General features: G+C 72.9%; 21 protein-coding genes. 3 read left to right on the forward strand and 18 right to left on the reverse strand.

Annotated features, from left to right (window positions below; all coding sequences use genetic code 11):
- Window positions 1-57: 57 nt before the first annotated feature.
- The 4 genes from ACWY4P_RS16110 to proS all read right to left on the reverse strand — a co-directional run bounded on the left by ACWY4P_RS16110 (window position 58) and on the right by proS (window position 3,120).
- Window positions 58-297, reverse strand: coding sequence for an RNA-binding protein (locus tag ACWY4P_RS16110; protein ID WP_018850017.1), 240 nt, complete (start codon window positions 295-297; stop codon window positions 58-60).
- Window positions 298-299: 2 nt separating this feature from the next.
- A complete protein-coding gene (gene rpsP / locus ACWY4P_RS16115) occupies window positions 300-740 on the reverse strand; it encodes a 30S ribosomal protein S16 (RefSeq protein WP_456211244.1) in 441 nt (146 codons plus the stop codon).
- Between the two features lie 155 nt (window positions 741-895).
- Window positions 896-1,489 carry a hypothetical protein gene (locus ACWY4P_RS16120; RefSeq protein ID WP_456211245.1) on the reverse strand — a complete coding sequence of 198 codons (594 nt, stop codon included), beginning with the start codon at window positions 1,487-1,489 and terminating at the stop codon, window positions 896-898.
- Between the two features lie 215 nt (window positions 1,490-1,704).
- The gene (gene proS / locus ACWY4P_RS16125) at window positions 1,705-3,120 is read right to left on the reverse strand and encodes a proline--tRNA ligase (RefSeq protein ID WP_456211246.1); all 1,416 of its coding nucleotides are present in this window, start codon (window positions 3,118-3,120) and stop codon (window positions 1,705-1,707) included.
- A 256-nt stretch (window positions 3,121-3,376) separates the two neighbouring features.
- Here proS and ACWY4P_RS16130 point away from each other — a divergent pair, with 256 nt between their 5' ends.
- Window positions 3,377-4,327 carry an SAM-dependent methyltransferase gene (locus ACWY4P_RS16130; protein ID WP_456211247.1) on the forward strand — a complete coding sequence of 317 codons (951 nt, stop codon included), beginning with the start codon at window positions 3,377-3,379 and terminating at the stop codon, window positions 4,325-4,327.
- Window positions 4,328-4,369: 42 nt separating this feature from the next.
- Here the strand turns inward: ACWY4P_RS16130 and ffh are convergent, their stop codons facing one another.
- The 5 genes from ffh to nsdA all read right to left on the reverse strand — a co-directional run bounded on the left by ffh (window position 4,370) and on the right by nsdA (window position 12,107).
- Window positions 4,370-5,917 carry a signal recognition particle protein gene (ffh, locus tag ACWY4P_RS16135; RefSeq protein ID WP_456211248.1) on the reverse strand — a complete coding sequence of 516 codons (1,548 nt, stop codon included), beginning with the start codon at window positions 5,915-5,917 and terminating at the stop codon, window positions 4,370-4,372.
- 135 nt (window positions 5,918-6,052) lie between these two features.
- A complete protein-coding gene (locus tag ACWY4P_RS16140) occupies window positions 6,053-8,707 on the reverse strand; it encodes a [protein-PII] uridylyltransferase (protein ID WP_456211249.1) in 2,655 nt (884 codons plus the stop codon).
- A gap of 46 nt (window positions 8,708-8,753) precedes the next feature.
- On the reverse strand, window positions 8,754-9,092 hold the full coding sequence (locus ACWY4P_RS16145; RefSeq protein WP_456211250.1) for a P-II family nitrogen regulator: 339 nt from the start codon (window positions 9,090-9,092) through the stop codon (window positions 8,754-8,756).
- Window positions 9,089-10,381: an ammonium transporter gene (locus ACWY4P_RS16150; RefSeq protein ID WP_456211251.1), complete on the reverse strand. Its 1,293-nt coding sequence runs from the start codon at window positions 10,379-10,381 to the stop codon at window positions 9,089-9,091. Before ACWY4P_RS16150 ends, ACWY4P_RS16145 begins: the two co-directional genes overlap by 4 nt.
- Window positions 10,382-10,598: 217 nt before the next feature.
- The gene (nsdA, locus tag ACWY4P_RS16155; RefSeq protein WP_456212938.1) at window positions 10,599-12,107 is read right to left on the reverse strand and encodes a transcriptional repressor NsdA; all 1,509 of its coding nucleotides are present in this window, start codon (window positions 12,105-12,107) and stop codon (window positions 10,599-10,601) included.
- A 416-nt stretch (window positions 12,108-12,523) separates the two neighbouring features.
- On the opposite strand from nsdA, the gene ACWY4P_RS16160 reads away from it, so the two are divergent.
- The gene (locus ACWY4P_RS16160; RefSeq protein ID WP_456211252.1) at window positions 12,524-13,195 is read left to right on the forward strand and encodes a bifunctional DNA primase/polymerase; all 672 of its coding nucleotides are present in this window, start codon (window positions 12,524-12,526) and stop codon (window positions 13,193-13,195) included.
- Window positions 13,196-13,321: 126 nt separating this feature from the next.
- On the opposite strand, the gene ftsY is transcribed toward ACWY4P_RS16160, so the two are convergent.
- The 5 genes from ftsY to ACWY4P_RS16185 all read right to left on the reverse strand — a co-directional run bounded on the left by ftsY (window position 13,322) and on the right by ACWY4P_RS16185 (window position 18,370).
- On the reverse strand, window positions 13,322-14,548 hold the full coding sequence (gene ftsY, locus ACWY4P_RS16165; RefSeq protein WP_456211253.1) for a signal recognition particle-docking protein FtsY: 1,227 nt from the start codon (window positions 14,546-14,548) through the stop codon (window positions 13,322-13,324).
- Between the two features lie 35 nt (window positions 14,549-14,583).
- Window positions 14,584-15,252, reverse strand: coding sequence for a response regulator (locus ACWY4P_RS16170; protein WP_456211254.1), 669 nt, complete (start codon window positions 15,250-15,252; stop codon window positions 14,584-14,586).
- Window positions 15,249-17,456, reverse strand: a complete 2,208-nt coding sequence (locus tag ACWY4P_RS16175; protein WP_456211255.1) for a histidine kinase — start codon at window positions 17,454-17,456, stop codon at window positions 15,249-15,251. Before ACWY4P_RS16175 ends, ACWY4P_RS16170 begins: the two co-directional genes overlap by 4 nt.
- Window positions 17,453-17,803 (reverse strand): hypothetical protein, encoded by a 351-nt coding sequence (locus ACWY4P_RS16180; protein ID WP_456211256.1) that lies wholly within the window; start codon window positions 17,801-17,803, stop codon window positions 17,453-17,455. Before ACWY4P_RS16180 ends, ACWY4P_RS16175 begins: the two co-directional genes overlap by 4 nt.
- Window positions 17,804-17,971: 168 nt before the next feature.
- On the reverse strand, window positions 17,972-18,370 hold the full coding sequence (locus ACWY4P_RS16185) for a hypothetical protein (protein WP_456211257.1): 399 nt from the start codon (window positions 18,368-18,370) through the stop codon (window positions 17,972-17,974).
- Window positions 18,371-18,621: 251 nt separating this feature from the next.
- Between ACWY4P_RS16185 and ACWY4P_RS16190 the strand changes: the two genes are divergently transcribed.
- The gene (locus ACWY4P_RS16190) at window positions 18,622-19,611 is read left to right on the forward strand and encodes an LLM class flavin-dependent oxidoreductase (protein ID WP_456211258.1); all 990 of its coding nucleotides are present in this window, start codon (window positions 18,622-18,624) and stop codon (window positions 19,609-19,611) included.
- 46 nt (window positions 19,612-19,657) lie between these two features.
- On the opposite strand, the gene ACWY4P_RS16195 is transcribed toward ACWY4P_RS16190, so the two are convergent.
- The 4 genes from ACWY4P_RS16195 to ACWY4P_RS16210 form a co-directional block, all read right to left on the reverse strand.
- Entirely contained in the window at window positions 19,658-21,076 is a 1,419-nt protein-coding gene (locus ACWY4P_RS16195) for a sugar porter family MFS transporter (protein WP_456211259.1), read from the reverse strand.
- Window positions 21,077-21,293: 217 nt separating this feature from the next.
- The gene (locus ACWY4P_RS16200) at window positions 21,294-25,421 is read right to left on the reverse strand and encodes an AAA family ATPase (protein ID WP_456211260.1); all 4,128 of its coding nucleotides are present in this window, start codon (window positions 25,419-25,421) and stop codon (window positions 21,294-21,296) included.
- A 258-nt stretch (window positions 25,422-25,679) separates the two neighbouring features.
- Window positions 25,680-25,886: a hypothetical protein gene (locus ACWY4P_RS16205; protein WP_014176082.1), complete on the reverse strand. Its 207-nt coding sequence runs from the start codon at window positions 25,884-25,886 to the stop codon at window positions 25,680-25,682.
- A 374-nt stretch (window positions 25,887-26,260) separates the two neighbouring features.
- Window positions 26,261-26,542: an acylphosphatase gene (locus tag ACWY4P_RS16210; protein WP_456211261.1), complete on the reverse strand. Its 282-nt coding sequence runs from the start codon at window positions 26,540-26,542 to the stop codon at window positions 26,261-26,263.
- Between the last annotated feature and the right edge of the window lie 56 nt (window positions 26,543-26,598).

The following is a 26,598-nucleotide window of genomic DNA, read 5'->3' on the forward strand; positions in this document are numbered from 1 at the left end:
GGCCGGGGACGGCCCAAAGCCCTCCCCGGCCCGTGCCGGTGCTCTTCTTGACGCTGCTCAGTGAACCTGGTCCACGTCGACGAGGTCGACGCGGATGCCACGGCCGCCGATGGCGCCCACGACGGTGCGCAGGGCGCGGGCGGTGCGGCCGTTACGACCGATCACCTTGCCGAGGTCGTCGGGGTGCACCCGCACCTCGAGCACGCGCCCGCGCCGCAGGTTGCGCGAGGCGACCTGCACGTCGTCGGGGTTGTCGACGATGCCCTTCACCAGGTGCTCGAGGGCCTCCTCGAGCATCCTCAGGCCTCGGTCGACTCGGCCGCCGCGTCAGCGGCCGCCTCGTCCGACTTCTTCTCGGACTTCTTCGCCTTCGGGGTGATGGCCTCACCCTTCGGCTCGCCACCGGTGTCCTTGGCGGCCGCCTCGAACAGGGCGCGCTTGTCGGCCTTCGGCTCGGCGACGAGCATCGGGGCCGGGGCGGGCAGGCCCTTGAACTTCTGCCAGTCGCCGGTGACCTTGAGGATGGCGAGAACCGGCTCGGTCGGCTGCGCGCCGACGCTCAGCCAGTACTGCGCACGCTCCGAGTCGACCTCGATGCGCGAGGGGTTCTGCACCGGGTGGTACAGACCGATCTCCTCGATGGCCCGGCCGTCACGGCGGGTGCGGGAGTCGGCGACGACGATGCGGTAGTGAGGCGCACGGATCTTGCCCAGACGCTTCAGCTTGATCTTGACTGCCACGGGAGTGGTGTCTCCTGGTCTTGACGTGGTTGAGCAGCGCGAAGTGCCGCGTGGGGTTGCGGTACCCGAGTGCCCGATGGACGCGTCAGCCGGAGGAGAGAGGGGTCCTGGTCGGCTGTCGAGTACAGCTGACCATTCTGCCACACCGTGACAGGTCAGCCGACCGCGGCCACCGCCTCCGGGATGCGGAACGGCTTCCCGCACCCCCCGCACATGATCGGCGCCTGCGCCAGCACCGACGGGACGACGCGAACATTGCGCCCGCAGTCGCACACCGCCTTCACCCGGACCCCACCGCCCGACGAACCGTGCCGGGCGGCCGGCCCGCGGAAGGTGCGGGCGGTGTCGGCGGCGGTCGCGACGGTGTGCGCCTTGAGGGCGCGCTGGAGCCGGTCGATGGTGGTCCGATAGCGCCTTCTCGCCTCGGGGCTGAGCGTGACCAGCGAGAAGCCGCTGCTCGGGTGCGGCTCATCGGAGTGGTCCAGGCCCAGCTCCTCGGCGATGGCCAGGAAGCGGCGGTTGTGGTAGCGGCCGGCGCGCGAGGTGTCACGGACACCTCGCGCCGCGGCGATGCCATGGACTGCCTCGTGCAGCAGCCGTTCGAAGGAGAGCTCGGCGCCACATGCGGACGACGACTCTCCGATTAGCGATTCGGGCGCGGCGAGATCCGGCAGCTCGGGGTGGTGCCGTTGAATGTCGGCCCACGCCTGCGCCAGCTCTGCGGCGAGTACAGGTGGTGTCGTGCTCACGTCGTAATAACGAGCGGGGAGCGCCCGGTGTTCCGATTCCGGGGCATCACAAATAATTTGCACGTACCAGTCAGTTCAGCGCTGATGCGCCCCGAGGAGGGCGGGTGCGCAAATGTGTGGATGAGCCACCCACCGTGCACCAAGGCGGTACGTAACGCCCGCCCCACGCCGCTCCCCGGAACCGCTCGGCCCGCGAGCCGAAGCCTGTAGCCGCCTCAGTAGGCGCGCGCGACAAAGGCGACGTTACCGGGCGCGTCATCGTCGTCCGGCACCGACCCGTCCTCGGCCACCAGACAGCGCACGGACACGGCCTGCTCGGCGAGCGCCGCCTCACCCTCCGGGCCGAGGTCCGCCCACCGGATCCGCGCCCAGCCGCCCGCCACCGCGGCCTCGGCCGCCTCCTCGATGGTCCGCACATCCGAGGTACGGGCCTCGCGCCGCTCCCGCGCCTGGCGCAGCAGCAGCGCCTGGTCCTCCTCCAGCACCTTCGGCAGCAGGTCGGGCAGCAGGTCCAGCCGCACCGGCTCCTTGCCTCCCGGGATCCGCCGCGCCACCATCGCGGTGCCGCCCTCCAGATCGCGCGGGCCGACCTCGACCCGCACCGGAACGCCCTTGAGCTCCCAGTCCACGGCGCGGCGGCCGAAGGGGGTGTCGGTCCGGTCGTCGACCTGGACCCGCACCCCGGCCGCCGCCAGCCGGTCGCCGATCTCGCGGACCTTGGCCAGCACCGCCTCGTCGCCCTTGATGGCCAGTACCACGACCTGTACGGGAGCCAGCCGCGGCGGAACGCGCAGCCCGCTGTCGTCGCCGTGCATCATCACGAGCGCGCCCACCATGCGGGTGGTGCTGCCCCAGGAGGTCTGCCAGACCAGCTCCTGCTTGCCCTCCTTGGACAGGAACTGGGTGTTGAAGGCCCGGGCGAAGTTCTGGCCCAGCTCATGGCTGGTGCCCAGCTGCAACGCCTTGCCGTCGCCCATCATCCCCTCCAGCGTGAGGGTGTTGATGGCGCCCGCGAAGCGCTCCTTGGCGGTCTTGCGGCCCAGGACGACGTCCATGGCCAGCACGTTCTCCATGAAGTCGGCATACACGTGCCGGTGGATGCGGGAGGCGAAGTCGCGGGCGTCCTCGTATGTGGCGTGGGCGGTGTGGCCCTCCTGCCAGAGGAACTCGGAAGTGCGCAGGAACAGCCGCGGCCGCAGCTCCCAACGCACCACGTTGGCCCATTGGTTGATCAGCAGCGGCAGATCCCGGTAGCTCTGCACCCACTTCGAGAAGTACTCGTTGATGATCGTCTCGGAGGTGGGCCGGACGACCACGGGCTCCTCGAGCTTCTTGCCGCCGCCGTGGGTGACGATGGCGAGCTCGGGGGCGAACCCCTCGACGTGCTCCGCCTCCTTCGTCAGATACGACTGCGGGATGAAGAGCGGGAAGTACGCGTTCTGGACACCCTCGGCCTTGATGCGGGCGTCCATGTCCTGCTGGATCCGCTCCCAGAGCCCGTAGCCGTACGGTCGGATGACCATGGTGCCGCGCACCGGGCCGTTGTCGGCCAGTTCGGCCTTGTTGATCAGATCCTGGTACCAGCGCGGAAAATCCTCCGCCTGGGGAGTGAGAACGGGAGCCTTCGCCATGGCGCCGATCGTACGGCGACGGCGTGCCGAACCGTGAATCCGCTTGGAGAGGGCATCAAGGGGACCACGAGGCGAACCGAGCCCGCGAAAAAAAGGGGGGCGCACAACGGGGGCACGCAAGCATGGCCGCGAAAGCTCTGGACGCGCGGACGGATGCGCAGTTCCCTGGCCTACGGGGGTGGATCGCGCGGCGCACAACGGTGGCAACAGGCTCTTGGGCTCACGGCACTGCTCTCGTCGGATTGGGGCGCTTTCGATGACTTCTACGCTCATACGGCGGCACCTTCCCCCGTACTCCTCTCCCCCGTCCGCGTCGGGCGCGCCGCTACCCCGCGCCCGCGCCCGCGACTGGGCGGAGATCCAGGAACGGATGCTGGTGCCGCTGTACGAGGCCGTGTACGAGCGGCTGGAGGTCGGCGCCGGGACCCGGCTGCTGGGCCTGGGCTGCGGCTCGGGCCTGGCCCTTCTCATGGCGGTGGCGCGCGGCGCCGCCGTCTGCGGGGTGGACCCGGACGAGGAGCGCCTGGAGCTCGCCTGCGATCGGCTGCTCGCGGGCCCCGGGGCGCGGCCGGGCGGCGCGCGCCCGGGCGCGCCGGGGGGCGCCGCGCGCCTCGCCCGTCTGCGGGGCGGCTTGGGCAGCGCCCTGACGGCGGCGGGGGCCGGGACAGGTGCGGGGGCGGGCTTCACCGTGGTCACCGCGTTCGAGCCGCTGTCGGCTCTCGGGTTCGGCGGCCCGTCCGGCCCTGGTGGGGCCCTGTCCGAGCAGCTCGCGGCGGCCGCCGCCCTCGCCGAGCCCGGCAGCCCGGTCGTCCTGGCCGGCTGGGGCCCGCCCGAGCGGTGCGCCACCTCCACGGTGCTGCGCGTGGGCGCGCGCCTGGCCGACCCGACGTGCTCCGCCGGCTGCCACGGGGAGGTCCCCCCGCCCGCGCGCTGGCAGCCGTGCGGCAGGGACGACCTGGAGCACCTCGCCCAGCGGGCCGGGCTGCGGCTCGACGGCTCGGGCCGGGTGGCCTGCCCCTTCGGGTACGCCGACATGGACAGCGCGGTGCGCGGGCTGCTGTCGACCGGGCTGTTCGACGCGGCGGAGCGGGCCACCGACCCCACGCAGGTGCGCAAGGAGATCACGGAGGCCCTCCATCCGTACCGGCGCCAGGACGGCACGGTGTGGATGGAGAACGTGCTGCGCTATCTCATCGCGCGGGTGTGAGGGCGCGCGGGCCCCTCGGCCCGCCCGGCCCTCGCGCCCCGCTCAGCCCATGAACTTCTTGAACTCGTCGGGCAGTTCGAAGTCCTGTCCGCCCTGACCGGCGGGCAGGCCGAACGCGCCACCCGGCTGGCCCGCCTGCTCGCGACGGGCCGCGGCGGCCTGCTCCTCGGCCTTGCGCTTCATCGGGTTGCCGCTGCGCTGCTTGCCCTTGACCTTCTTCTGCTGCTTGCCCTTGCGCTTGGCGGCGCCGCCCATGCCCGGCATCCCCGGCATGCCGGGCATCCCGCCCTGGGCCATCTTCGACATCATCTTGCGCGCCTCGAAGAACCGCTCCACCAGGTTCTTGACGGCGCTGACCTCGACGCCGGAGCCGCGCGCGATACGGGCGCGGCGCGAGCCGTTGATGATGGTCGGGTCCTGGCGCTCGCCGGGCGTCATCGACTTGATGATCGCGGCGGTGCGGTCCACGTCCCGCTCGTCGAGGTTGTTGATCTGGTCCTTGATCTGACCCATGCCCGGCAGCATGCCGAGCAGCTTGGAGATGGAGCCCATCTTGCGGACCTGCTCCATCTGGGCCAGGAAGTCGTCGAGCGTGAACTCCTTGGGGCCCTTCGCCAGCTTGGCCGCCATCTTCTCGGCCTCTTGCTGGCTGAAGGTCTGCTCGGCCTTCTCGATCAGGCTGAGCATGTCGCCCATGCCCAGGATGCGGGACGCCATGCGGTCCGGGTGGAACGCGTCGAAGTCGTCCAGCTTCTCGCCGTTGGAGGCGAACATGATCTGGCGGCCGGTGACATGCGCGATGGACAGCGCGGCACCGCCGCGCGCGTCGCCGTCGAGCTTGGAGAGCACCACGCCGTCGAAGCCGACGCCGTCGCGGAACGCCTCGGCGGTGTTCACCGCGTCCTGGCCGATCATCGCGTCGACGACGAAGAGGACCTCGTCCGGGCGGACCGCGTCGCGGATGTCCGCGGCCTGCTGCATCAGCTCCTGGTCGATGCCGAGGCGGCCGGCGGTGTCGACGATCACCACGTCGTGCTGCTTGGTCTTGGCGAACTCGATCGAGTCCTGGGCGACCTTCACCGGGTCGCCCACGCCGTTGCCCGGCTCCGGGGCGTAGACCGCGACACCGGCCCGCTCGGCGACCACCGAGAGCTGGTTGACGGCGTTGGGGCGCTGGAGGTCACACGCGACCAGCAGCGGCGCGTGGCCCTGCCCCTTCAGCCAGCGGCCGAGCTTTCCGGCGAGCGTCGTCTTACCGGCACCCTGCAGACCCGCGAGCATGATCACGGTCGGCGGCTGCTTGGCGAAGCGGAGGCGGCGGGTCTCGCCGCCGAGGATGCCGACCAGCTCCTCGTTGACGATCTTGATGACCTGCTGGGCGGGGTTCAGCGCCTGGGAGACCTCCGCGCCGGTCGCTCGCTCCTTGATCTGCTTGATGAAGGACCGGACGACGGGCAGCGCGACGTCCGCTTCCAGCAGGGCGATCCGGATTTCGCGCGCCGTGGCGTCGATATCCGCCTCGGAGAGGCGGCCCTTGCCCCGGAGGTTCTTGAAAGTCGCTGCGAGGCGGTCGGAGAGGGTATCGAACACGGTGGTCGCGAATCCTTCGGTCGGATGTCGGGTCGGCGGTCGGCCTCCAAGGGTATCCGCCCGCCGCCCGAACGGTCTGCCCCCGGTGCCGCGTCCCGCGGAGCCTGGGCGCCGCGGGACGTGGCACCCGGGGCGCTACGCGCTCAGCGCCCGCTCGACCTCCTTGGCCACCTCCGCCGCGCGCATGGGCTGGAGCGGGGCGCCTGAGGCGTCCGTGACGTAGAAGGCGTCCACCGCGTTGGCGCCGAGCGTGCTGACGTGGGCGCTGCGCACCGTCACCCCCGCGTCCTCCAGCGCGCGGCCGATGCGGTGCAGCAGCCCGGGGGCGTCCTGGGCGCGCACCTCGATCACCGTCGCGAGCTGGGAGCTGCCGGGCGCGACGGCGACCCGCGGGGGCGGGGCGTGCACGCCGCGGCGGCGGGGGTACTTGCGGTACGCGGCCTCGCGCTCCGCGAGCCGGGCGACGATGTCGAGCGACCCGTCCAGGGCCCGCAGCAGGTCCTTGCGCAGCCGCGCGGCCTGCGGCAGCGAGCCGTACTCGGCGGCCACCCGCCAGCTCAGCAGCAGTACGCCGGGCCCCGGCTCGGAAGCCGGCCGACGGGAGTCCGGCGCACCCGCCCCGGTCTGTTCACCGGTCGGTTCCCCGGTCAGTTCCCCCGGCAGCTCGACGGCGCGCAGGTCCGCCGCCCGTACGGTCAGCCGGTGCAGCGCCAGCACACCGGCCGCCGCCGGCAGCACACCGGACTGGTCGGGGACCGCGATCAGCAGCTCGACGCCGATGGACTCCGTGCCAGGCTCCGCGCCGGACTCAGCGCCCGGCCCCTCGCCCGCGGCGGCGTCCGGAGCGCCGGAGGCCGCGCCGCCCGGACGGATCCCCGCCGCCTCGCCCGGCGGCAGCGCCTCCGAGCGCGCGTGCAGGGCCAGCACAGGGCCGCCGGTGCGCCAGGCCTCGATGGCCAGCCGTTCCTGTTCGGCGGTGGTCAGCTGGGGCGCGGAGGAGTCCGCCGCCGGCTCGCCGGCCAGGACCGCCGTGACCCGCTTGACCAGGTCGGCGACGAGCGAGCCGCGCCAGGCGCTCCAGGCCGCGGGGCCGGTGGCGAGGGCGTCGGCCTCGGTGAGGGCGTGCAGCAGCTCCAGGGTGGCCGTGGAGCCGACGGCCTCGGCGACCGAGCGCACGGTGGCGGGGTCGTCGAGATCACGGCGGGTGGCGGTCTCGACGAGCAGCAGGTGGTGACGGACCAGCGTGGCCAGGACGGCGACGTCGGCGCGGTCGAAGCCGATCCTGGACGCCACGTCCCGGGCGATGGTCTCGCCCGCCACCGAGTGGTCGCCGGGCCAGCCCTTGCCGATGTCGTGCAGCAGCGCGGCGACCAGCAGCAGGTCGGGGCGGCCGACACGGCGGCTGAGCGCGCTGGCCCGGACGGCGGTCTCGACGAGGTGGCGGTCGACGGTCCAGCGGTGCACGGGGTTGCGCTGGGGGCGGCAGCGCACCCGCTCCCAGTCCGGCAGCAGCCGGGTGATCAGCCCCTCGGCCTCCAGGGCCTCCCAGACCCCGACGGTGGACTCGCCCGCGCCGAGCAGCGTGACCAGCTGTTCCCTGGCCTCGGGCGGCCACGGTACGGGCAGGGGCTCTGCGGCGGCGGCCAGGCGCCGTACGGCGTGCAGCGACAGCGGCAGCCCGGCCTGGGCGGCGGCCGCCGCGGCCCGCAGCGACAGGACCGGGTCGCGCTCGGGGCGCGCGGCGCGCGCCAGCACCACCTCGCCGTCCTGCTCGACGACGCCCTCGGCGAGCGGGCTGCGCTCCCCCGCCGCGTCCGCGCCGCCGGAACCGGAGCCGCCGCGCCCGCGGCCGCCGAGCAGCCCGCGCAGCCGCGGCCGGGTCGACCGGGCGCGCAGCACCCGCTCGACCTCGCGCCAGGTCACATCGCTCGCGTACGAGATGGTCCGGGCCGACTCGTACACCTGGCGGAGCAGGGTGTCGGCGTCCAGCAGGCCGAGCTCGGCCGCGACCTGGTCCTGCTCCTGCAGCGCCAGCCGGTCGGTGGCCCGCCCGGTGGTCAGGTGCAGCGCGTCCCGCACGTCCAGCAGCCGCCGGCGCGCCTCGGCCAGGCCCTCGCGCGGCGCGTCGGCGAGCCAGGAGGCGGCGATGGCCCGCAGCGCCGTCGCGTCGCGCAGCCCGCCGCGCGCCTCCTTGAGGTCCGGTTCCAGCAGGAACTGCAGCTCGCCGTGGCGCCGGGCGCGGTCCTGGCCCAGCTCGCCCAGCTCGGGCAGGCGCTTCGGGGCCTGGGCCCGCCAGTCGGCGAGCACCGCGGTGCGCAGCCCCGCGCTGAGCGCTGCGTCGCCCGCGATGTGCCGCGCGTCCAGCAGGCCGAGGTGTGCCTTCAGGTCCTCGCCCGCGGTCTTGCGGGCCTGGTCGGGGGTGCGTACGGAGTGGTCGAGGGCCAGCCCCATGTCCCACACCGGGTACCAGACGTGGTCGGCGAGGGTGGCGATGGCCGAGGCGTCCGCCGAGCCGTCGTGGAGCAGCAGCACGTCCAGGTCGCTGCGTGGGGACAGCTCGCCGCGCCCGTATCCGCCGACCGCCACGAGGGCGACGCCCTGGGTGACACCGGCTGCCTCCGCCCCGCCGGCCAGCAGCGCGGCCAGCCACTGGTCGGTGAGCTCGGCGAGGGCGGCACGGCGCGGCGGCCCGGACTGCGACTCCTCCTGGAGGAGTCGCAGCCGGGCCGCCGCGTAGCCACCGGGCACCGAGTCGGCCGTCTCCGTCTTCGCCTCGACGCTTTCCGTCAACTCGGCTCCTTGATCACAGGGAAGGGCGTCCGTGCGGTGGGGTTCCTCAGAGCGCGTCCGGGCCGCGCTCGCCGGTCCGTACCCGCACCGCGGTCTCGACGGGGACGCTCCACACCTTGCCGTCCCCGATCTTGCCGGTGCGGGCCGCCTTGACCACGACCTCGATGAGGTCGTCGGCGTCGTCGTCCTCGGCCAGCACCTCGATGCGGACCTTCGGCACCAGGTCGACGGTGTACTCGGCGCCCCGGTAGACCTCGGTGTGGCCGCGCTGGCGGCCGTAGCCGCTGGCCTCGGTGACGGTCAGGCCGTGGACCCCGAAGGCCTGCAGGGCCTCCTTGATCTCGTCCAGCCGGTGCGGCTTGACGACCGCGGTGATGAGCTTCACGCGTCCACCTTCTTGTTCTGCGGCGCGCCTGCGCCGGTCTCGTCCTGGATGGAGGACACCGTAGAACGCCCCACGTGCGCGCCTCCGACGGCGCTGAAGTCGTAGGCCGTCTCGGCGTGGTAGGCCTGGTCGAGGCCGCCGACCTCTTCGTCCTCGGTGGCCCGGAAGCCGATGGTGACGTCGATCGCCTTGGCGAGGATCCAGGAGACGACGAACGAGTAGGCGAGGACGGTGAAGGCGCCGAGCGCCTGCTTGCCCAGCTGGTCCAGGCCGCCGACGCCGTCGGTGGCGAGGAGGCCGACCAGGAGGGTGCCCAGGATGCCGCCGACCAGGTGCACGCCGACCACGTCGAGCGAGTCGTCGTAGCCCAGCTTGTACTTCAGGCTGACCGCCCAGGAGCAGACGACGCCCGCGACGAGGCCGATGATGATCGCGCCCCAGGCGTTGACGGCCGCGCCGGAGGGGGTGATGGCGACGAGGCCCGCGACGGCGCCGGAGGCCGCGCCCAGCGTGGTGAAGGCGCCGTGCCGGATGCGCTCGTAGGCGAGCCAGCCGAGCATCGCGACGCCGGTGGCGATCTGGGTGTTGAACGCCATGTTGGCGGCGGTGCCGTTGGCGGCGAGCGCGGAACCGGCGTTGAAGCCGAACCAGCCGAACCACAGCAGGCCGGAGCCCAGCATCACCAGGGGGAGGTTGTGCGGCCGCATCGGGTCCTTCTTGAAGCCGATGCGCTTGCCGAGGACGAGGGCACAGGCGAGACCGGCCGCGCCCGCGTTGATGTGGACCGCCGTGCCGCCCGCGAAGTCGATCACTTCCTTCTTGAACAGCCAGCCGTCGGCCTGCCAGACCCAGTGCGCGACCGGGAAGTAGACGATGGTGACCCACAAGGTGATGAACACCGTCCAGCCGGCGAACTTGACCCGGTCGGCGACCGCACCGCTGATCAGCGCGGGGGTGATGACCGCGAACATCAGCTGGAAGAAGGCGAAGGCGAGTACCGGGATCCCGTCGGGCTTGGTGCCCCACAGCGAGTCGGGGTTGATGCCCTTGAAGCCGATGTGGTCCAGGTTGCCCAGCAGCCCGCCGCCGACGTCGTCACCGAAGGTGAGGGAGTAGCCGAACAGCACCCACAGGAGGCTGACGATGCCGAGCGCGATGAAGGACATCATCAGCATGTTCAGGGCGCTCTTCACCCGGACCATGCCGCCGTAGAAGAAGGCCAGGCCGGGGGTCATCAGCATCACGAGCGCGGCGCTGATCAATACGAACGCGGTATTTGCGCCATTCAATGTGGACGTCTCCTCGAAATGACGGCCCGTGCGGGCAGAACTCAGGTGGGCCGGTTTTCGCCACGAGGTTGGCGCAGCGCCGTTTCAGTCGATGCCGCTCGATGTTTCACGGCAGTGACGAACGGCGCGGGAGTGTTACGCGCTGATGAACTGGTGCTGGACGGCCGGAAGGCCTTGTTACCGTCTCGCGACCCGTCTCAAGCATGGACGGGGGGGCTCAGACGGCCCGGGCGGACTCCGCCGTGTCCGAGGAGTCGGGCAGATGGTCGGCGAGCCGCTCGCCCAGCCGGCCCACCTCCGGGACGCTCCCGTAGTCGCGGATCGCGGTGTCCACGGTCTTGCGCAGCCGGTTGCTGACCCGCTCGGAGCGCACCCGACGGGCGAGCGGCAGGGCCTTCTCGGTGACCGCCGCGCACTGCTCGGGCTCCTTCTGCAGGAGGTGGACGGTGGCCAGGCCGATCAGGTTCAGCGCATACGAACGCTGGTGTCCGCCCTGCCCGCCCTCCTCGGCCGTCTCCTGGCCGAAGAGCTCGACGGCGCGGTGCATCACGGGGTCGGCCAGCTTGGCGTAGGTGGGGCTGCGGCCCGCGACATAGGCGAGGTCACGGTACGAGTGCGCGTTCTCCGCGTTGAGCTCGGCCTCGGAGAAGAAGCCGATCCAGTCCGGGTCCCCGTCGCCCGCGGCGCTGTCGGCGAAGGTGTCCTCCGCCATCTTCACGGCGCGGTGGCACTTGCTGGGCTGGCCGATATTGGCGTACGCCCGGGCCTCCATCGCATACAGCATGGCCTGGGTCCGCGGCGTCGCGCTCTCCCGGCTGCCGTACTGGGCGAGATGGACCAGCTCCAGCGCGTCCTCGGGCCGCCCCACATGGATCATCTGGCGGCTCATGCTGGAGAGGATGTACGAGCCCAGCGGCCGGTCCCCGGACTCCTTGGCCGCGTGCAGGGCGAGGACGAAGTACTTCTGCGCGGTCGGCTGCAGCCCGATGTCGTAGCTCATCCACCCGGCGAGCTCGGCCAGCTCGCCCGCGACCTTGAACAGCCGCTTGGAGACCCGCTCGGGGTGCGGCTCCTGCAGCAGGTCCGTCACCTCGTGGAGCTGGCCGACCACCGCCTTGCGGCGCAGTCCGCCGCCGCACTGGGCGTCCCACTTCCGGAACATCACGATGGTGGACTCCAGCAGCTCCAGCTCCGGCTCGGAGAGCCGGGAGATCCGCCGGGAGCGGCCCGCGTCCGGCTGGGTCCGGCCGTCGGGCCGGCCGGAGGGCGAGGGCACCAGCCAGCGCTGCATCGGCTCGATGAGGGCCGGGCCCGCCGACAGCGCGAGAGAGGTGCCGAGGAAGCCCCGCCGGGCGAGCATCAGGTCGCTGCGCGAGAATTCGCCGATCAGCGCGACCGTCTCCGGACCGGCCCAGGGCAGGTCCACCCCGGACACGGACGGTGATCGATGGGCCGTGCGCAGCCCGAGGTCCTCGATTCCGACCACACAGCCGAAGCGGTCGGAGAACAGCTCGGAGAGAATCTGCGGAATCGGCTCGCGCGGCTGCTCGCCGTCGAGCCAGCGGCGGACCCGCGAGGTGTCGGTGCTGATGTGGTGGGCACCCAACTGACGTGCTCTGCGGTTCACTTGGCGCGCGAGCTCGCCCTTGGACCAGCCGCTGCGCACGAACCACGAACCCAACTGCGCATTGGGACGCTTGTCAGCACTGCCGCCGCTGTCGCCCACTGGAACGCCCCCATCCCACGATTCCGCTCGCACCGCGACCAGAATGCCGTCTGTCACGGTCAGTTGTCCCCGCGATCCGCCGCATCAATCGCGGGAGACGGGGGGTCATGCACTGAAAGTAATCTTACGATCACGCCCCCGGCGAGGAAGTTCGCGAAAACGCCACCATTCGCCACCCCTTCGAATGAACGCCACTGGCGGTTCACACGATTCACTTGACACGGGACGACCAGAAACAGCCGAAACAGGTGGAGGGGTGCGCACCGGGGCGCGCGGTCAGCGTCTCACCACCCTCTGCGCCACGCCGCACCGCCGCTCCGCAGCCGCCGCACACATCCGGCTACGGAGCACCAGGGCGCCGTGCCACTGCGTCATTCGGCTCGTAACCATCGGCAGGGCGACCCGTTGGAGGGGGCATGGGCTTCACTATCGGCGGCATCCGGGACATGCGGCCAGGCTCGCGGCGGCGCGGCCGTACATCCGAGTGCACGACGGTGGCGGAGTACACCGGCCTGTGGGGGTGGGACGTGGTGCCGGGCGCCCGGGCCGCCCGCGGCGCGGGCCGCAGCAGAAACGAATGTTCATGTGGCGCGGCCGACTGCGCCGCCCCCGGCGCCCACCCCCTCGCCTTAGCCTCCGCCGTCCCCGCGGGCGCCACCCTCGACGACGCGACGGCGGCCTGGGAGGAGGTCCCGGGGGCCGCGGTGCTGCTGCCCGTGGGCAAGTCCTTCGACGCCCTGGAGGTCGCCGAGCAGGCGGGCCGGCTCGCCCTGGTCCGGCTGGAGCGCATGGGGCTGCCGCTCGGCCCGGTGACCGCCACGCCACACGGCCGCGCCCAGTTCTTCGTCGCCCCGGGCGCCGCCGAACAGCTGCCGCAGCTGCTCTACCGCATGGGCTGGGACGACGCCGACCTGGACCTGCGCTGTCTGGGGCTCGGCGACCACATCACCGCCCCGCCCAGCGACCTCGGCGGACTCGGCCCGGTCCGCTGGCTGCGCCCGCCCGTACTCGACACGGCGGGCCACCCGCCGCATGCGCGGCTGCTGCTGGGCACGCTGGCGTACGCGGCCCACCGCGCGGGCGGCTGAGGCACCGGCCGGAAACTCGCGGCCCGAAACACACGGCCGGGACCACGCCGGCCAGAAACGCTTCGGGCGCCCGAGATGTCCCGGGCGCCCGGAGTGGAGGGGGCGGATGGATCAGGGGTCGGGCGGTCAGTCGCCGATCAGCGCGTCGACGAAGGCCTCCGGCTCGAACGGCGCGAGGTCGTCCGCGCCCTCGCCCAGGCCCACCAGCTTGACCGGCACGCCCAGCTCGCGCTGGACCGCGACCACGATGCCGCCCTTGGCGGTGCCGTCCAGCTTGGTGAGCACGATGCCGGTGATGTCGACGACCTCCGCGAAGACCCGCGCCTGCACCAGGCCGTTCTGCCCGGTGGTGGCGTCGAGCACCAGCAGCACCTCGTCCACCGCGCCGTGCTTCTCCACGACCCGCTTGACCTTGCCCAGCTCGTCCATCAGGCCGGTCTTGGTGTGCAGCCGTCCCGCGGTGTCGACGAGCACGACGTCCGCGCCCTCGGCGATGCCCTCCTTCACGGCGTCGAAGGCCACCGACGCGGGGTCGCCGCCCTCGGGACCCCGGACGGTGCGGGCACCGACCCGCTCGCCCCACGTCTGCAGCTGCTCGGCGGCCGCCGCGCGGAAGGTGTCGGCAGCGCCGAGCACCACCGACTTGCCGTCGGCGACCAGCACTCGCGCGAGCTTGCCGGTGGTCGTGGTCTTGCCGGTGCCGTTGACCCCGACGACCATGACGACGCCCGGCTTCTCCTCGCCGTTCGCGCCCACGCCACTCTCGGTGTGCACGGCGCGGTCGGCCTCGGTGCCGATCAGCTGGAGCAGTTCCTCGCGCAGCAGGCCGCGCAGCTCGTCGGGGGTACGGGTGCCCAGCACCCTGACCCGCTCGCGCAGCCGCTCCACCAGCTCCTGCGTCGGCGCGACGCCGACGTCGGCGGTCAGCAGGGTGTCCTCGATCTCCTCCCAGGTGTCGTCGTCGAGGTGCTCCCGGGACAGCAGGGTGAGCAGCCCCTTGCCCAGCGTGGTCTGGGAGCGGGAGAGCCGGGCCCGCAGCCGCACCAGCCGGCCGGCGGTCGGCTCGGGCACCTCGATCGCGGGCGCCTCCGGCTGCGCGGGCACAGCCGGACCAGGTGGCGCAGTCGGCGCCTCGGTGACCGGCAGATCCACCTCTTGGATGGTTCTGCGCGGTTCCTCGAGCGTGGTTTCCGCCTCCTCGCCGACCTGCGGCTCGGCGGGCGGCGCGGTGACGGACGGGCTGCTCGGCGGGGCCGGGGGCAGTCGCTTCTTCTTACGGCTGCCGATCACGAGCCCGCTGACCGCGGCGAGCGCGATCACAGCGATGACTACAGCAAGGATGACTTGTTCCATAACGCACCCAGTATTAGCCAACGGGGTGCGGGGAGTCATTCGCCTCCCAGCCCGGCTTCACGGGCCCGGACGATCGCCTGGGCCCGGTCGCGGACCTGTAGCTTGGCGAAAATGGACCCCACATGGTTACGCACGGTCTTGTCCGTGACCACCAGCCGCTGGGCGATCTGGCGGTAGCCGAGCCCGCCCGCGAGCAGTTCCAGGACCTCGCGCTCGCGGGCGGTGAGGGTGGGGAACGCCTCCTTGGCCGAGGCGGTGCCGAAGGAACCGAGCAGGGTGCCGAGCCGCTCGGCCATGCGGGGGCTGAAGACCGCGCCGCCGCGCGCCACGGTGTGCAGGGCGCGCAGGATCTCGTCCCGGCCCGCGCCCTTGAGGAGGTAGCCGCGGGCGCCGGCGCGCATGGCCGCCAGCAGGCTGTCGTCGTCCTCGGACATGGTCATGACGACCACACGGGCGTCGGGGTGGGCGCACAGGATCCGCCGGGTGGCCTCCGTACCGGACCGGCCGGGCAGCCCGAGGTCCATCACCACCAGGTCGGGCTCGGTGCGCCCGGCCTCGGCGACCGCCTCCTCCGCGGACGCGGCCTGGCCGACCACGGTGAACGCGTCGTCCAGGTTGACCGCGGCCGCCAGTCCCTCACGGAAGAGCGGATGGTCGTCCACGAGCAGTACGCGCCACCGCGGTCCTCCCGCGGCTGCTGTCACCGGCCCGGCCCCTCTTGCGCGTGGTCTCCACCGTGGTCTCCCCCGTGGTCACGGCCGTGTTCCCGGGCGTGGTCCCGGTCTCCTTCGAGGCGGTGCTCTTCGGGCTCGACGGGTACGGCCGCTTCGTGGACGGCGTGCACAGCGTCGCCCTCGGGGTGCTCGGCCTCCCCCGGCCCGGCGAGCGGCAGGATCGCGTGCACCACAGTGCCCGTCGCGGATCCCGTCACCGAGCAGCAGCCGCCGATCTCCTCGGCGCGCTCCGCCACGGAGGCCAGCCCGACCCCGGGCACGGCACCGCGCCGCAGCCCGCTCCCGTCGTCGATGACCTTGACCTCGAGCGTGTCGGGGCCCGCGGTGAGCTCGATCCGGACCTGCCGGGCCCGCGCGTGCCGTACCGCGTTGGTCAGCGACTCCGCGGAGATCCGGTACGCGGCCGTCTCCACGCCGGGCGACAGCGGCGGCAGCGCTGTGGGGTGGATGGCCACGGTCACCCGGGGCCCGGCACCGCCCAGCCGCCGCCCCAGGTCCCGTACCGCCTTGGCCAGGCCGCGCTCGGCCAGGGCGGCGGGGGCGAGGCCCGAGGTGATCCGCCGCACCTCGACCAGGGCCTCGGCGAGGGTTTCGGCGGCCTCGCGCAGCTGGTGGCGGGCCGGGTCCCCGGGCGGGCAGGTGGTCTGCGCGATGTCCAGGCGCAGCCGTACGGCGGCGAGCTGGGGGCCGAGGCCGTCGTGGATCTCGCGCCGCAGCCGGCGGCGTTCCTGCTCGCGGGCGAGCACCAGCCGCTCGCGGGCGGCCTGGGCCTCCTCGGCGAGGCGCAGGGCGGCGAGCGCCGGGGCCGCCTGGTCGGCGAGCAGGGAGAGCAGGCCGCTGTCGCGCTCGGCGGGGGTGCCGAAGCCGTCCCGGGCGACTTCGAGGCGGCCGACCGTACGGCCGTGGTGGCGCAGTACGAAGGCCTGGACCGGCCCGGTGAGAGGCGCCCCGGCCGCGGCCAGCCGCCGGGGTCCGGAGCGGGTGTCGACGCTGACGGCGGCGCCCGAGACGCCGAGGTCCTCGACCGCGCTGCGGCAGATCTGCTGGGGCACCTCGCCGGGGTGCGGCGCCTGCTGGAGGCGTACGGCCAGGGCGCTGGCCGCCTCGTGGGGGCGGGCGCGCGGCCCGTAGAAGGCGCGCTCGACGCGCAGGGTCAGCCAGCGCGCGGTCGGCCGCAGGGCCCAGCCGAGCAGCAGGGCGCAGCCGACGGCGGTGCTGATCGCCCCGCCGCGCAGGGAGGGCAGTCCGGCCTGGACGGCGACGACCGCGCAGACGACGACGGCCGCGAGGGAGGTGAGGACGAAGGCGCGGGCGAGGCGATGGCTGGTGACACGGTCCAGGCGCCATATGCCGGTGCGGGCGACGCCCAGGCAGATCGCGGCCGCCCATACGGCGCTGCCGACGGTGCGCGCCACGATGGTGGGCATGCCCTCGGCCCACTCGGACAGCAGCAGGAAGACGCAGGCCGGGTAGGCGGCGGCGAGCAGGGCCCAGTTGCGCCGCTCGGCGCCGCGGGCGACAGCGGCGCGGCAGCACAGCGCGCCCGTCACCACGGCGGCCACGGCGCGCAGCACCCACTCCTCCGCCGCGGCGTAGTGCTCGAGGTGGCCGAAGGCCCACTGGCCGCAGCCGGTGGTGAAGAACGGGTTGGGCGCCGAGCCGACCATCGGCTCGCTGACCAGCCAGAGGGCGGCGTAGCCCAGCCAGTACGCGGAGGCGCCGGCGCTCATCGCCCACCACTGCCACCGCCGCTGCGAGCCGCGCGGGAACAGCCACAGCGGCAGCAGCAGGACGGTCAGCGGGCGGCAGGCGATCCCGGCGGCCGAGATCAACAGCTGGACCACCGCGCCCGCCGACCCCAGGTCGGCCAAGCCCAGCAGGTCGGCGGCTGCCGAGGGCAGCAGCCACAGCGCCCCGGCGACCAGCAGGACGCTGCCGTAGCGGCGGGCGGAGCGCTCGGCCAGCAGGAGCACCCCGACGCCGAGGACCGGGATGCCCACGGCGACGCGGGTCAGCACGGCGGTGCCGCGCGGCTGGGGGTAGGACAGGGCCAGCCATTGGTCGTTCACCCGCAGCAGTCCGGCCAGCCAGCCGGCGAGGACCACCACGAACAGGGCGGAGACTCCGCCGGCGGCCTGCACGGCGCGGTCCTTGGGCTGGACCGCGCGCCTCATCCCATCCCGGAGCCCTGGGTCGGGGCAGGGGCCGAGGCCGGGCTCACGGCCGGAGCCGGGGCCGGGGCCGGGCCGGCGGTATGGCTCCTGCTCCGGCCCTTGACCCACAGCGTGATGTAGTTGTCGCTGTGGCCCGGCCGGCATTTGTACTCACTCCACTTGTGGGCTTCCACCCCGTTCTGGCCCGCCTTGCGGCAGGCGCCGGTGGTGTCGAAGTGCCCGGCCTCCCGCCATGCCGCCCCCTGGGCCGCGGCGGCGGGCGCTGCCGGGGCTGTGCCCACGACGGCGCCGGTGAGCAGGGCGAGCGTGGTCATCGTGTGGGTCCGGCGGGCCCGGGATGGGGTCATCTGACAGCCTCCTTGTTCTCCGGTCCGAGCACTACCCGCGGTGGGGCGGGTGAAGTGTGCGCGGGCCCGGGCCCACCCGAACCGGTGACTGATCCGCACCCCCGTTCCGGCCCTTGCGCGAGCCCTTGCGTCAGCCTTTGCATCCTTTTTCCCAAGGGGTTCACCGGATCACCACACCAGCAGCAGGATGGCGACGGCGATGGACTCGGCCTCGATGTAGGGCACGCCGAACCGCATCAGGGTGAGCATGATCGGCTTGGCCGACCAGATCTCGAGGCTCTCCAGGAAGTAGCCGAGCCGGTGGGCGTAGCGGCGGACCATGGCAGTCTCGCGCGGCCCGAGCCGGGTGAGCAGTTTGGCCAGCAGGTCGCCGCCGTGGTGCAGGGCGACGGTCAGCAGCCGCTGCCGGATGAGCTGCGCCTCGGCCGGGGCGGCGCCGGCCGTGCCGAAGAGCGCGGCCTTGGCCGCTCGGAGTTCCGCGGTGTCGCCGGCGGCGCGCCGCACCCGGATGACCAGGTCGTCGATGTCGGATCCAGTGATGACCGGTTCCCCCGTAGTGATCGTCACGCGCCCCTCCTCTTTACGTCCGCGCGGCGGCGGGAAGTCGACGCCCGGGGCACCGGGCCTGCCCCTACCGTCAGCCGCCCTGTGTCCCAGGCGCATGAGTCATCCGCCCCGCCCTTGCCCGCGGCGTCGATATGCGGCTCCGCCGCTGGAGTCCCTGTTTATTTGACGGTCCGTCAGTTAACGTGCCCCTCTCGCCCGCCCACCGCCCAGGGGACAGCACCGCCCCGGGGGACAGAAGGGGGACATCCGCCATGCCCGTCACGGTCGTACGGCTCAATCTGGTCGATCCCCACGCCACACCCGAGTCCCTGTCCCGGCGCTACCGGGCGGCCGTCGAGATGGCCGCCTTCGCCGACGAGCAGGGCATCGACACCGTTCAGACCGAGGAGCACCACGGCGCCGCGAACGGCTGGCTGCCGTCCCCGCTGACCTTCGCGGGCGCGGTGCTGGGCGCCACCCGGCGGATCGCGGTCACCGTCTCCGCGCTGATCGTCCCGCTCTACGATCCGCTGCGGCTGGCCGAGGACATCGCCGTGCTCGACCTGGTGAGCGGCGGCCGCCTGGTCACGGTGGCGGGCATCGGCTATCGGCCCGAGGAGTACGCGGGGCTCGGCAGGGAGTGGAAGCGGCGCGGCGCGCTCCAGGACGAGGCGCTGGAGACGCTGCTCGCGGCCTGGACCGGCGAGCCCTTCGAGTACCGGGGCCGCACGGTGCGAGTCACCCCGCGCCCGTACTCCAAGCCGCACCCGACGCTGCTGGTCGGCGGCAGCTCCAAGGCCGCCGCGCGCCGCGCCGCCCGGCTGGGGCTGCCGTTCTTCCCCAGCGCCCACCTGCCGGAGCTGGAGGCGTACTACCACGCCCGGCGGGCGGAGTACGGGACGCAGGGCTGGTGCGTGATGCCCGCCGCGCGGACGTCCCTGCTGCATGTGGCCGAGGATCCGGAGCGGGCCTGGGCCGCGTTCGGCTCGCATCTGCTGCACGAGGCGCGGATGTACGACTCCTGGCAGTCGGACGGGGGCGTGCACTCCGCCGTCCGCTCCCGCGCCGAGGACGTGGCGGCGCTGCGCGGCGAGGGCGTGTACCGCATCGTCACGCCCGACGAGTGCGTGGCGCTGGCCAAGGAAGGCGGCGAGGCGGCGAGCCTGGTGCTGCATCCGCTGTGCGGCGGGATGCCCGTGGAGGAGGGCTGGCGCTCGCTGCGGCTGTTCGCGGAACGCGTTCTGCCCCGCCTCAAGGAGTGAGGCGGGGCAGAACCCTTGAAAGGTGAGGAGGGGGCTGGCGGGGGGGTTAGCCCATCTCCTCCAACGCCTTGCCCTTGGTCTCCGGCACCCACTTGAGGATGAAGGGGATCGAGAGCGCGGCGAAGACGGTGTACATGATGTACGTCGCCGACAGGTTCCAGTCGGACAGGCTCGGGAAGCTCGCGGTGATGGCCCAGTTGGCGATCCACTGCGCGGAGGCGGCGACGCCCAGCGCGGCGGCGCGGATCTTGTTCGGGAACATCTCGCCGAGCAGCACCCAGACCACCACGCCCCAGGAGAGGGCGAAGAAGAGGACGAAGCCGTGGGCCGCGATCAGGGCCAGGACGCCCTGGGCGTGCGGGAGCTTGCCGTCGACGAGGTGCGCCGAGAACGCCCAGGCCACCAGCCCCAGGGAGACCGCCATGCCCGCCGAGCCGATCAGCGCGAGCGGCTTGCGGCCGATCTTGTCGACGAAGAGCATCGCGATGACGGTGCCGATGATGTTGATGATCGACGTGGTGAAGGAGTAGAAGAACGAGCCGCTCGGGTCGACGCCGACGGACTGCCACAGCGTCGAGGAGTAGTAGAACGCCACGTTGATGCCGACGAGCTGCTGGAAGACCGACAGGCCGATGCCGATCCAGACCACCGGCAGCAGCCCGGACCGGCCGCCGAGCAGGTCCCTGAAGGTGGACCTGTGCTCGCTGCGCATGGCCTGCTCGATCTCGGCGACGCGCGCGTCGAGGTGGCTGCCCTCGCCCTCGACCTGGGCCAGGATCCGCTTGGCGCGGTCGGCCTTGCCGATGGAGATCAGGAAGCGGGGCGACTCGGGGATGGCGAAGGACAGCAGGCCGTACACCACGGCCGGGACCACCATCACGCCGAGCATCCACTGCCAGGCCTCGATGCCGCCGATCTTGCCGCGCTGGTCGCCGTCCGCGAGGTGGAGGATGCCCCAGTTGACGAGCTGGGACAGGGCGATGCCGATGACGATCGCGGCCTGCTGGAAGGAGGCCAGCCGGCCACGATACGCGGGCGGGGCGACCTCGGCGATGTAGGCCGGGCCGATCACGGAGGCCATGCCGATGCCGATGCCGCCGAGCACCCGCCATACGGCCAGGTCCCACAGGGCGAAGGGAAGGGCCGAGCCGACGGCGCTGATGGTGAACAGGGCGGCGGCGATCTGCATGACGCGGATCCGGCCGATGCGGTCGGCTATCCGGCCGGCCACGGCGGCGCCGATGGCCGAGCCGATCAGGGCGATGGCCACGACCTGGGCGAGCGCGGCAGAACCGATGTCGTAGCGGCCGCGGATGGCCTCGACCGCTCCGTTGATCACCGAGCTGTCGTAGCCGAAGAGAAAGCCGCCCATCGCGGCGGCGGCGGTGATGAAGATGACACGGCCAAGGGGGGCCGGCTGGGCCTGACGGCCCGCGGACCCCGTTGCCTGCACGGTGGTGGTCAACGTGAACTCCTGTGGCCATCCGGCAACGCTGCCGGACGTGGGGGGCCTTCCAGCGGTGCCCAGCCGAGAGGGTCGGCCACCACTTGAAGGTAAAAGTGACGTTGCAGAGACTATGCCTTCAAGTTTCGAAGTCAATAGGATGTGACGAAGCAGTCGTCACAGGTGGATTGGGATCCGCTGAGCGCTCTTGATCGAATGAATTCAAGTATTGAAGCCCTTAGCGCAGCCTCTGGCTGATGACCTTCGAGACCCCGTCGCCCTGCATGGAGACCCCGTACAGCGCGTCGGCGACCTCCATCGTCCGCTTCTGGTGAGTGATCACGATCAGCTGGGAGCTCTCCTGCAGCTCTTCCATGATCCGGATCAGCCGCTGCAGATTGGTGTCGTCCAGCGCCGCCTCGACCTCGTCCATGACATAGAACGGGCTCGGCCGCGCCTTGAAGATCGACACCAGCAGCGCCACGGCGGTCAGCGACCGCTCCCCGCCGGACAGCAGCGACAGCCGCTTGACCTTCTTGCCCGGCGGCCTGGCCTCCACATCCACGCCCGTGGTCAGCATGTTCTCCGGATCGGTGAGCACCAGTCGGCCCTCGCCGCCCGGGAACAGCCGCGAGAAGACGCCCTCGAACTGGCGCGCCGTGTCCCGGTAGGCCTCCGTGAACACCTGCTCGACGCGCTCGTCCACCTCCTTGACCACCTGGAGCAGATCGGCCCGCGTCTTCTTCAGGTCCTCCAGCTGCTCGCTCAGGAACTGGTGCCGCTCCTCCAGCGCCGCGAACTCCTCGAGCGCCAGCGGATTGACCTTGCCCAGCTGCTGGTACGCGCGCTCGGCGGCCCTCAGCCGCTTCTCCTGCTGCGCCCTGACGTAGGGCACCGGCTGGTTGCGCGGATGCTCGGGGTCCTCCGGCAGCACCTCGCCCTCGGCGGGCAGGGACGGCGGCACCAGCTGGTCCGGGCCGTACTCGGCGACCAGTCCGGCCGGCTCGACGCCCAGCTCCTCCAGCGCCTTCGTCTCCAGCTGCTCGATCCGCAGCCGCTTCTCGGCGCCCAGCACCTCGCCCCGGTGCACCGAGTCGGTCAGCTTGTCCAGCTCGCTCTTGAGCTCGCGACCACGGTTGCGCTCGGCGACCAGCTCACGCTCCCGCTCGGCCTTGGCCCGCTCGGCCGCGTCCCGCTCCCGCTCGGCCCGCACCAGCGAGACCTCGACATGCGCCAGCAGCTGCCGGGCGGCCGAGGCCACCGCCGAGGCCACGGCCGCCTCGTGGCGCAGCCGCGCCCGGCGCTGCTCCGCACGCGCCCGCGCCTCGCGCTCGGCGCGCGCGCCCCGGTCGAGCGCGTCCGCCCGCCCCGCGAGCCCCTTGACCCGCTCCTCGTGCGTACGGACCTGTAGCCGCGCCTCCATCTCGGTCTGCCGGGCGTTCGCCCCGTCGGCCGCCAGCCGATCCCGTACGGAGGTGTCCGGCTCCTCAGCCCCTCCTTCACCGAAGGTGGCTTCCTCCTCGGCGACGATCAGCCGCTCGGCCAGCTCCTCGGCCTCCTCGGTGGCCCTGGCCAGCGCCTCCTCCGCCTTGGCCGCGGCCGCGGTCATCCGTTCGGCCTCGCCCGCCGCGGCCCGCGCCTGCCCGGCCAGCCGCCCCAGCGACTGGGCGACCTGCGACTTCTCCCGGTCGGCCACGCTGCGCCGGGCCGCCAGCTCCTCGACCCGCGCCGCGCGCTCGGCCCGCCGCTCCGCCGCCGCCCGCTGCGCGTGGGTCAGCTCCGCACACCGCACGGCGAGCTCCTCCAGCTCCGCCGCCGCCTCGTCGACGGAGGCCTGCACCTCCAGCAGGCTGGGCGCCCCGGCGGACCCGCCCTGGGCGAAGTGCGCCCCCAGAAGATCGCCCTCGGCGGTCACCGCCGTCAACTCCGGCCGCCGCTCGACCAGTTCCTCGGCGTCCTCAAGCGTCATGACCACCACCACGTCCCGCAGCAGCCACCGCACGGCCGACAACAGCCCCGCGGGCCCGCTCACGAGCTCCGCCGCGCGCGGCGCCCCGGCGCCGCCGGCCGCCCCGGCCTCGGCCACCGACACCGCCCGGCCCTCGTCGGGGGCGACCGCGCCCCCGACAGCTTCCGCGGAGGGTCCGTGCGCCGTCCCTTCCCCTGGCTCCCCGGGTCTGGCGCCCGGAACGGTGATGCCCGCGTCGGCGGAAACCCCTCCGCCCGCCGGGGGCTCGGCCGCCCGGACGGCCGCCCCTTCCGGGGCCCCCGGGCCGACGAGCGGGTCACCGCCGACCGCCGTGGCGGCGTCCCCGCGCACCCGCTGGCCGTCCGCGCCGCCTTCGGCGGGGTGCGGGACGCGTACGGAGCCGATCTGACCGGCCGTCGGGCCGCCGGGCGCGTCCGGCCCCGCGGTCCCGGGCGCGGGCGAGGCGCCCGGGACACCCCGGCCGCCCGGGGAGTGGGCCCCGGCGGCCGCGCCGTCCGACGGCTGCTCGCCGGGGCCGCCGTGGCCCGCTCCCGAGCTGTTCGCCTCGACGGGTCCGCCGGCTGCCGGCACCGCGGCCCGCCCGTCCAGGGGCGGCCCGGACGGGTCGGGCCCGACCGGTGCGTCCACCGCCGTGGCGGAGTCGGCGCGCGCGACCGCCGGGGCGCCGAGCAGGAGCGCCGCGCGGCCCGCGTCCTGTTTGCGCAGGAGGCGGATGGCCTCCGCCGCGGTCCGGGGGTCCGCGACGGCGATCGCGTCGGCCGCGGCGCCCAGGGCCGCCGCCACGGGGACCTCGAAGCCGGGGGCGACCGTGAGGAGTTCGGCGGCCGGGCCGAGGAGGCCGGTCAGCCGGTCGGCGGAGCCGAGGAGGGCGCCCGTGCCGTCTTTTCTGCGCAGGCCAAGGGCCAGCGCGTCATGGCGGGCGGCGGTCGCGGCGCGCTCGCGCTCGGCGGCGGTCAGGGCCTCGCGGGCCGCCCGGTGCGCGGTCTCGGCCTCGGACAGCTCCCGCTTGGCGGCCTCATGGCGCTCCGCCAATTCCGCGTCGCCCGCGTCCAGTCCGTCGACCTCGGCCTGGAGCTGTTCGTACTCCTCCTGCGCGGCGACCGCCCGCTGCCGGGCCTCGTCGCGGGCGGCGGCCAGCCGGTCGATCTCGGCCCGGGCCGAACCCGCCCGGCCCCGGGCGGCGTTCACCTGGCCCTGCAGCCGGGCCAGCCCCTCGCGGCGGTCGGCGATGGCGCGGGCCGCGTCCTTCAGCCGACGCTCCTCATGCGCCAGCTCGCGCTCCAGTTCCGCCCGGTGCTCGACGGTGTCGTCCAGCGCCCGGCTCGCCGCCTCCAGCGCGGCCTCCAGCTCCGCCTCCTGCTCGCGGATCCGGGCCGCCTCGCGCTCCATGTCCTCCGGGTCGCGGCCGCGCCGCTCCTCGCCCGGGGCTGCGGTGGCGCTCTTGACCCGGGCGTCGGCCAGGCTGATCGTGCCGCGCACCCGCTCGGCGAGCTGCGAGAGTTCGTACCAGGTCTGCTGGGCGTCCCGCAGCCGCGGCGCCAGCTGCCGGACCTGCTCCTCCAGGGCCGCCTCCCGCTGCTGCGCGGTGCGCAGCTCGGCCTCGGCCGCCTCCTTGCGCTGCTTGAGGGCGGCCTCGTCGGCGATCTCGGTGCGCAGCGCCTCGCGCATGGCCACCAGGTCGTCGGCGAGCAGCCGCAGCCGGGCGTCGCGCAGGTCGGCCTGGATGACGGCGGCCCGCCGGGCGACCGCGGCCTGCCGTCCGAGCGGCTTGAGCTGGCGCCGCAGCTCGTCGGTGAGGTCCTGGACGCGGGCGAGGTTGGCCTGCATGGCGTCGAGCTTCCGCAGCGCCTTCTCTTTGCGCTTGCGGTGCTTGAGCACGCCCGCGGCCTCCTCGATGAAGGCGCGGCGCCCGGTCGGGTCGGCGTGCAGGACGGAGTCGAGCTGGCCCTGGCCGACGATGACGTGCATCTCGCGGCCGATGCCGGAGTCGGAGAGCAGTTCCTGGATGTCCAGGAGGCGGCAGGTGTCCCCGTTGATCTGGTACTCGCTGCCGCCGTTGCGGAACATGATCCGCGTAATGGTGACTTCGGCGTATTCGATGGGCAGGGCGCCGTCGGAGTTGTCGATGGTGAGGGAGACCTCGGCGCGGCCGAGCGGGGGGCGCCCGGTCGTCCCGGCGAAGATGACGTCCTCCATCTTTCCGCCGCGCAGCGACTTGGCGCCCTGCTCCCCCATGACCCAGGAAAGCGCGTCCACGACATTGGATTTGCCCGACCCGTTGGGGCCGACGACGCAGGTGATACCCGGCTCGAAGCGCAGCGTCGTGGCGGAGGCGAAGGATTTGAAGCCTCGGAGGGTCAGGCTCTTGAGATGCACGCCTTTGGACTCTACCTCCCGAGTCTCACCCGGCACCGCCCCTCGGCCGTGGCGCCGCGAGGTCGCCTTCGGCTTCTCTCGTGTTCTCTTCTCCGTGCTTCGCGGTTTCTTCTCGGTTTCACCGGTCAGAGGGAGGGGCACATCAGACGGTAAGGAAAGCGCGGCCGGCCGCCGCGGAAACGACGAAGGGACGCCATCGGCGTCCCTTGCAGATTCTCAAGCGGCTGACGGTGCAGCCCGACCGGCCCGGAAGCCGGGTCAGGCGAGCGCAGGCTCCGCCTGGGGTACGTCGATGCTTTCGAGCAGCGAGTCGCCGTGGTGAGCGGCGGCGGACAGAGCGTCGTTCTCGGCCTGGATCCGAATGAGCTCGGATTCGAGGTCCTGGACGCGCTGCTGAAGCCGTCGCATCTCGGCGAGGACTCGGGGGTCGGAACCGCCGACGTAACCGAGAAGCGCCTTTGCCATGATGGATGGTCCTCCACACTGAGTGACCGACCGAAGCGGTGGTGGGTCGTGAGGGATTTCGCACCCGCGATGCCTGCCGTTACTACCGTGCTGAGTGGCAAACAGTTAAGGTGCGCGGGGCTTCCAGCGTCTCACCAAATGGTTTGAGGGTCAACACGATCACAGGCCGACGGGGCCCTGCGGCCGGGGGCATATCGAGCGACGAGAAGCGCCGAGCCCGCATTGATCAGGCCGCCGAAGCGAGGGGATCATCCCCTACGCGGCAGCCTTCCACGGACCGGCCGCATTGGCAACCATCAGCTTGTTTCCGCTCACGCGCGGTGTAAAAAGCCCGCCCGGCGAGGGGCCGCGGCGGGCGGGTGCGGCGGGGTGGCTCAGCGGATCTCGAAGGTCTCGTAGCCGCCCTTGGGTGTGTCCCAGATCTCGGTCACCCCGTCGACGCGGCCGGGCGTGTCGCCGCCCCGCAGCCAGTCGAGCAGCTGTTCGCAGTACATGCGTTCCCCTTCGGCGACGACCTGGACCCGGCCGTCGGACAGGTTGGAGGCGAACCCGGCCAGCCCGCCGATGCGCAGCGCGTTTGCCCTGGTGAACCAGCGAAACCCGACCCCCTGGACCCGGCCGCGGACCCACGCGGTGAGGCGCACTCTCTCGTTCATGGGTGGCACGCTAGCTGAGCAATTTGCTCACCGGACACCGGAGCACCCCCGTCATG

The sequence above is a fragment of the Streptomyces sp. LZ34 genome (genome assembly GCF_053890475.1).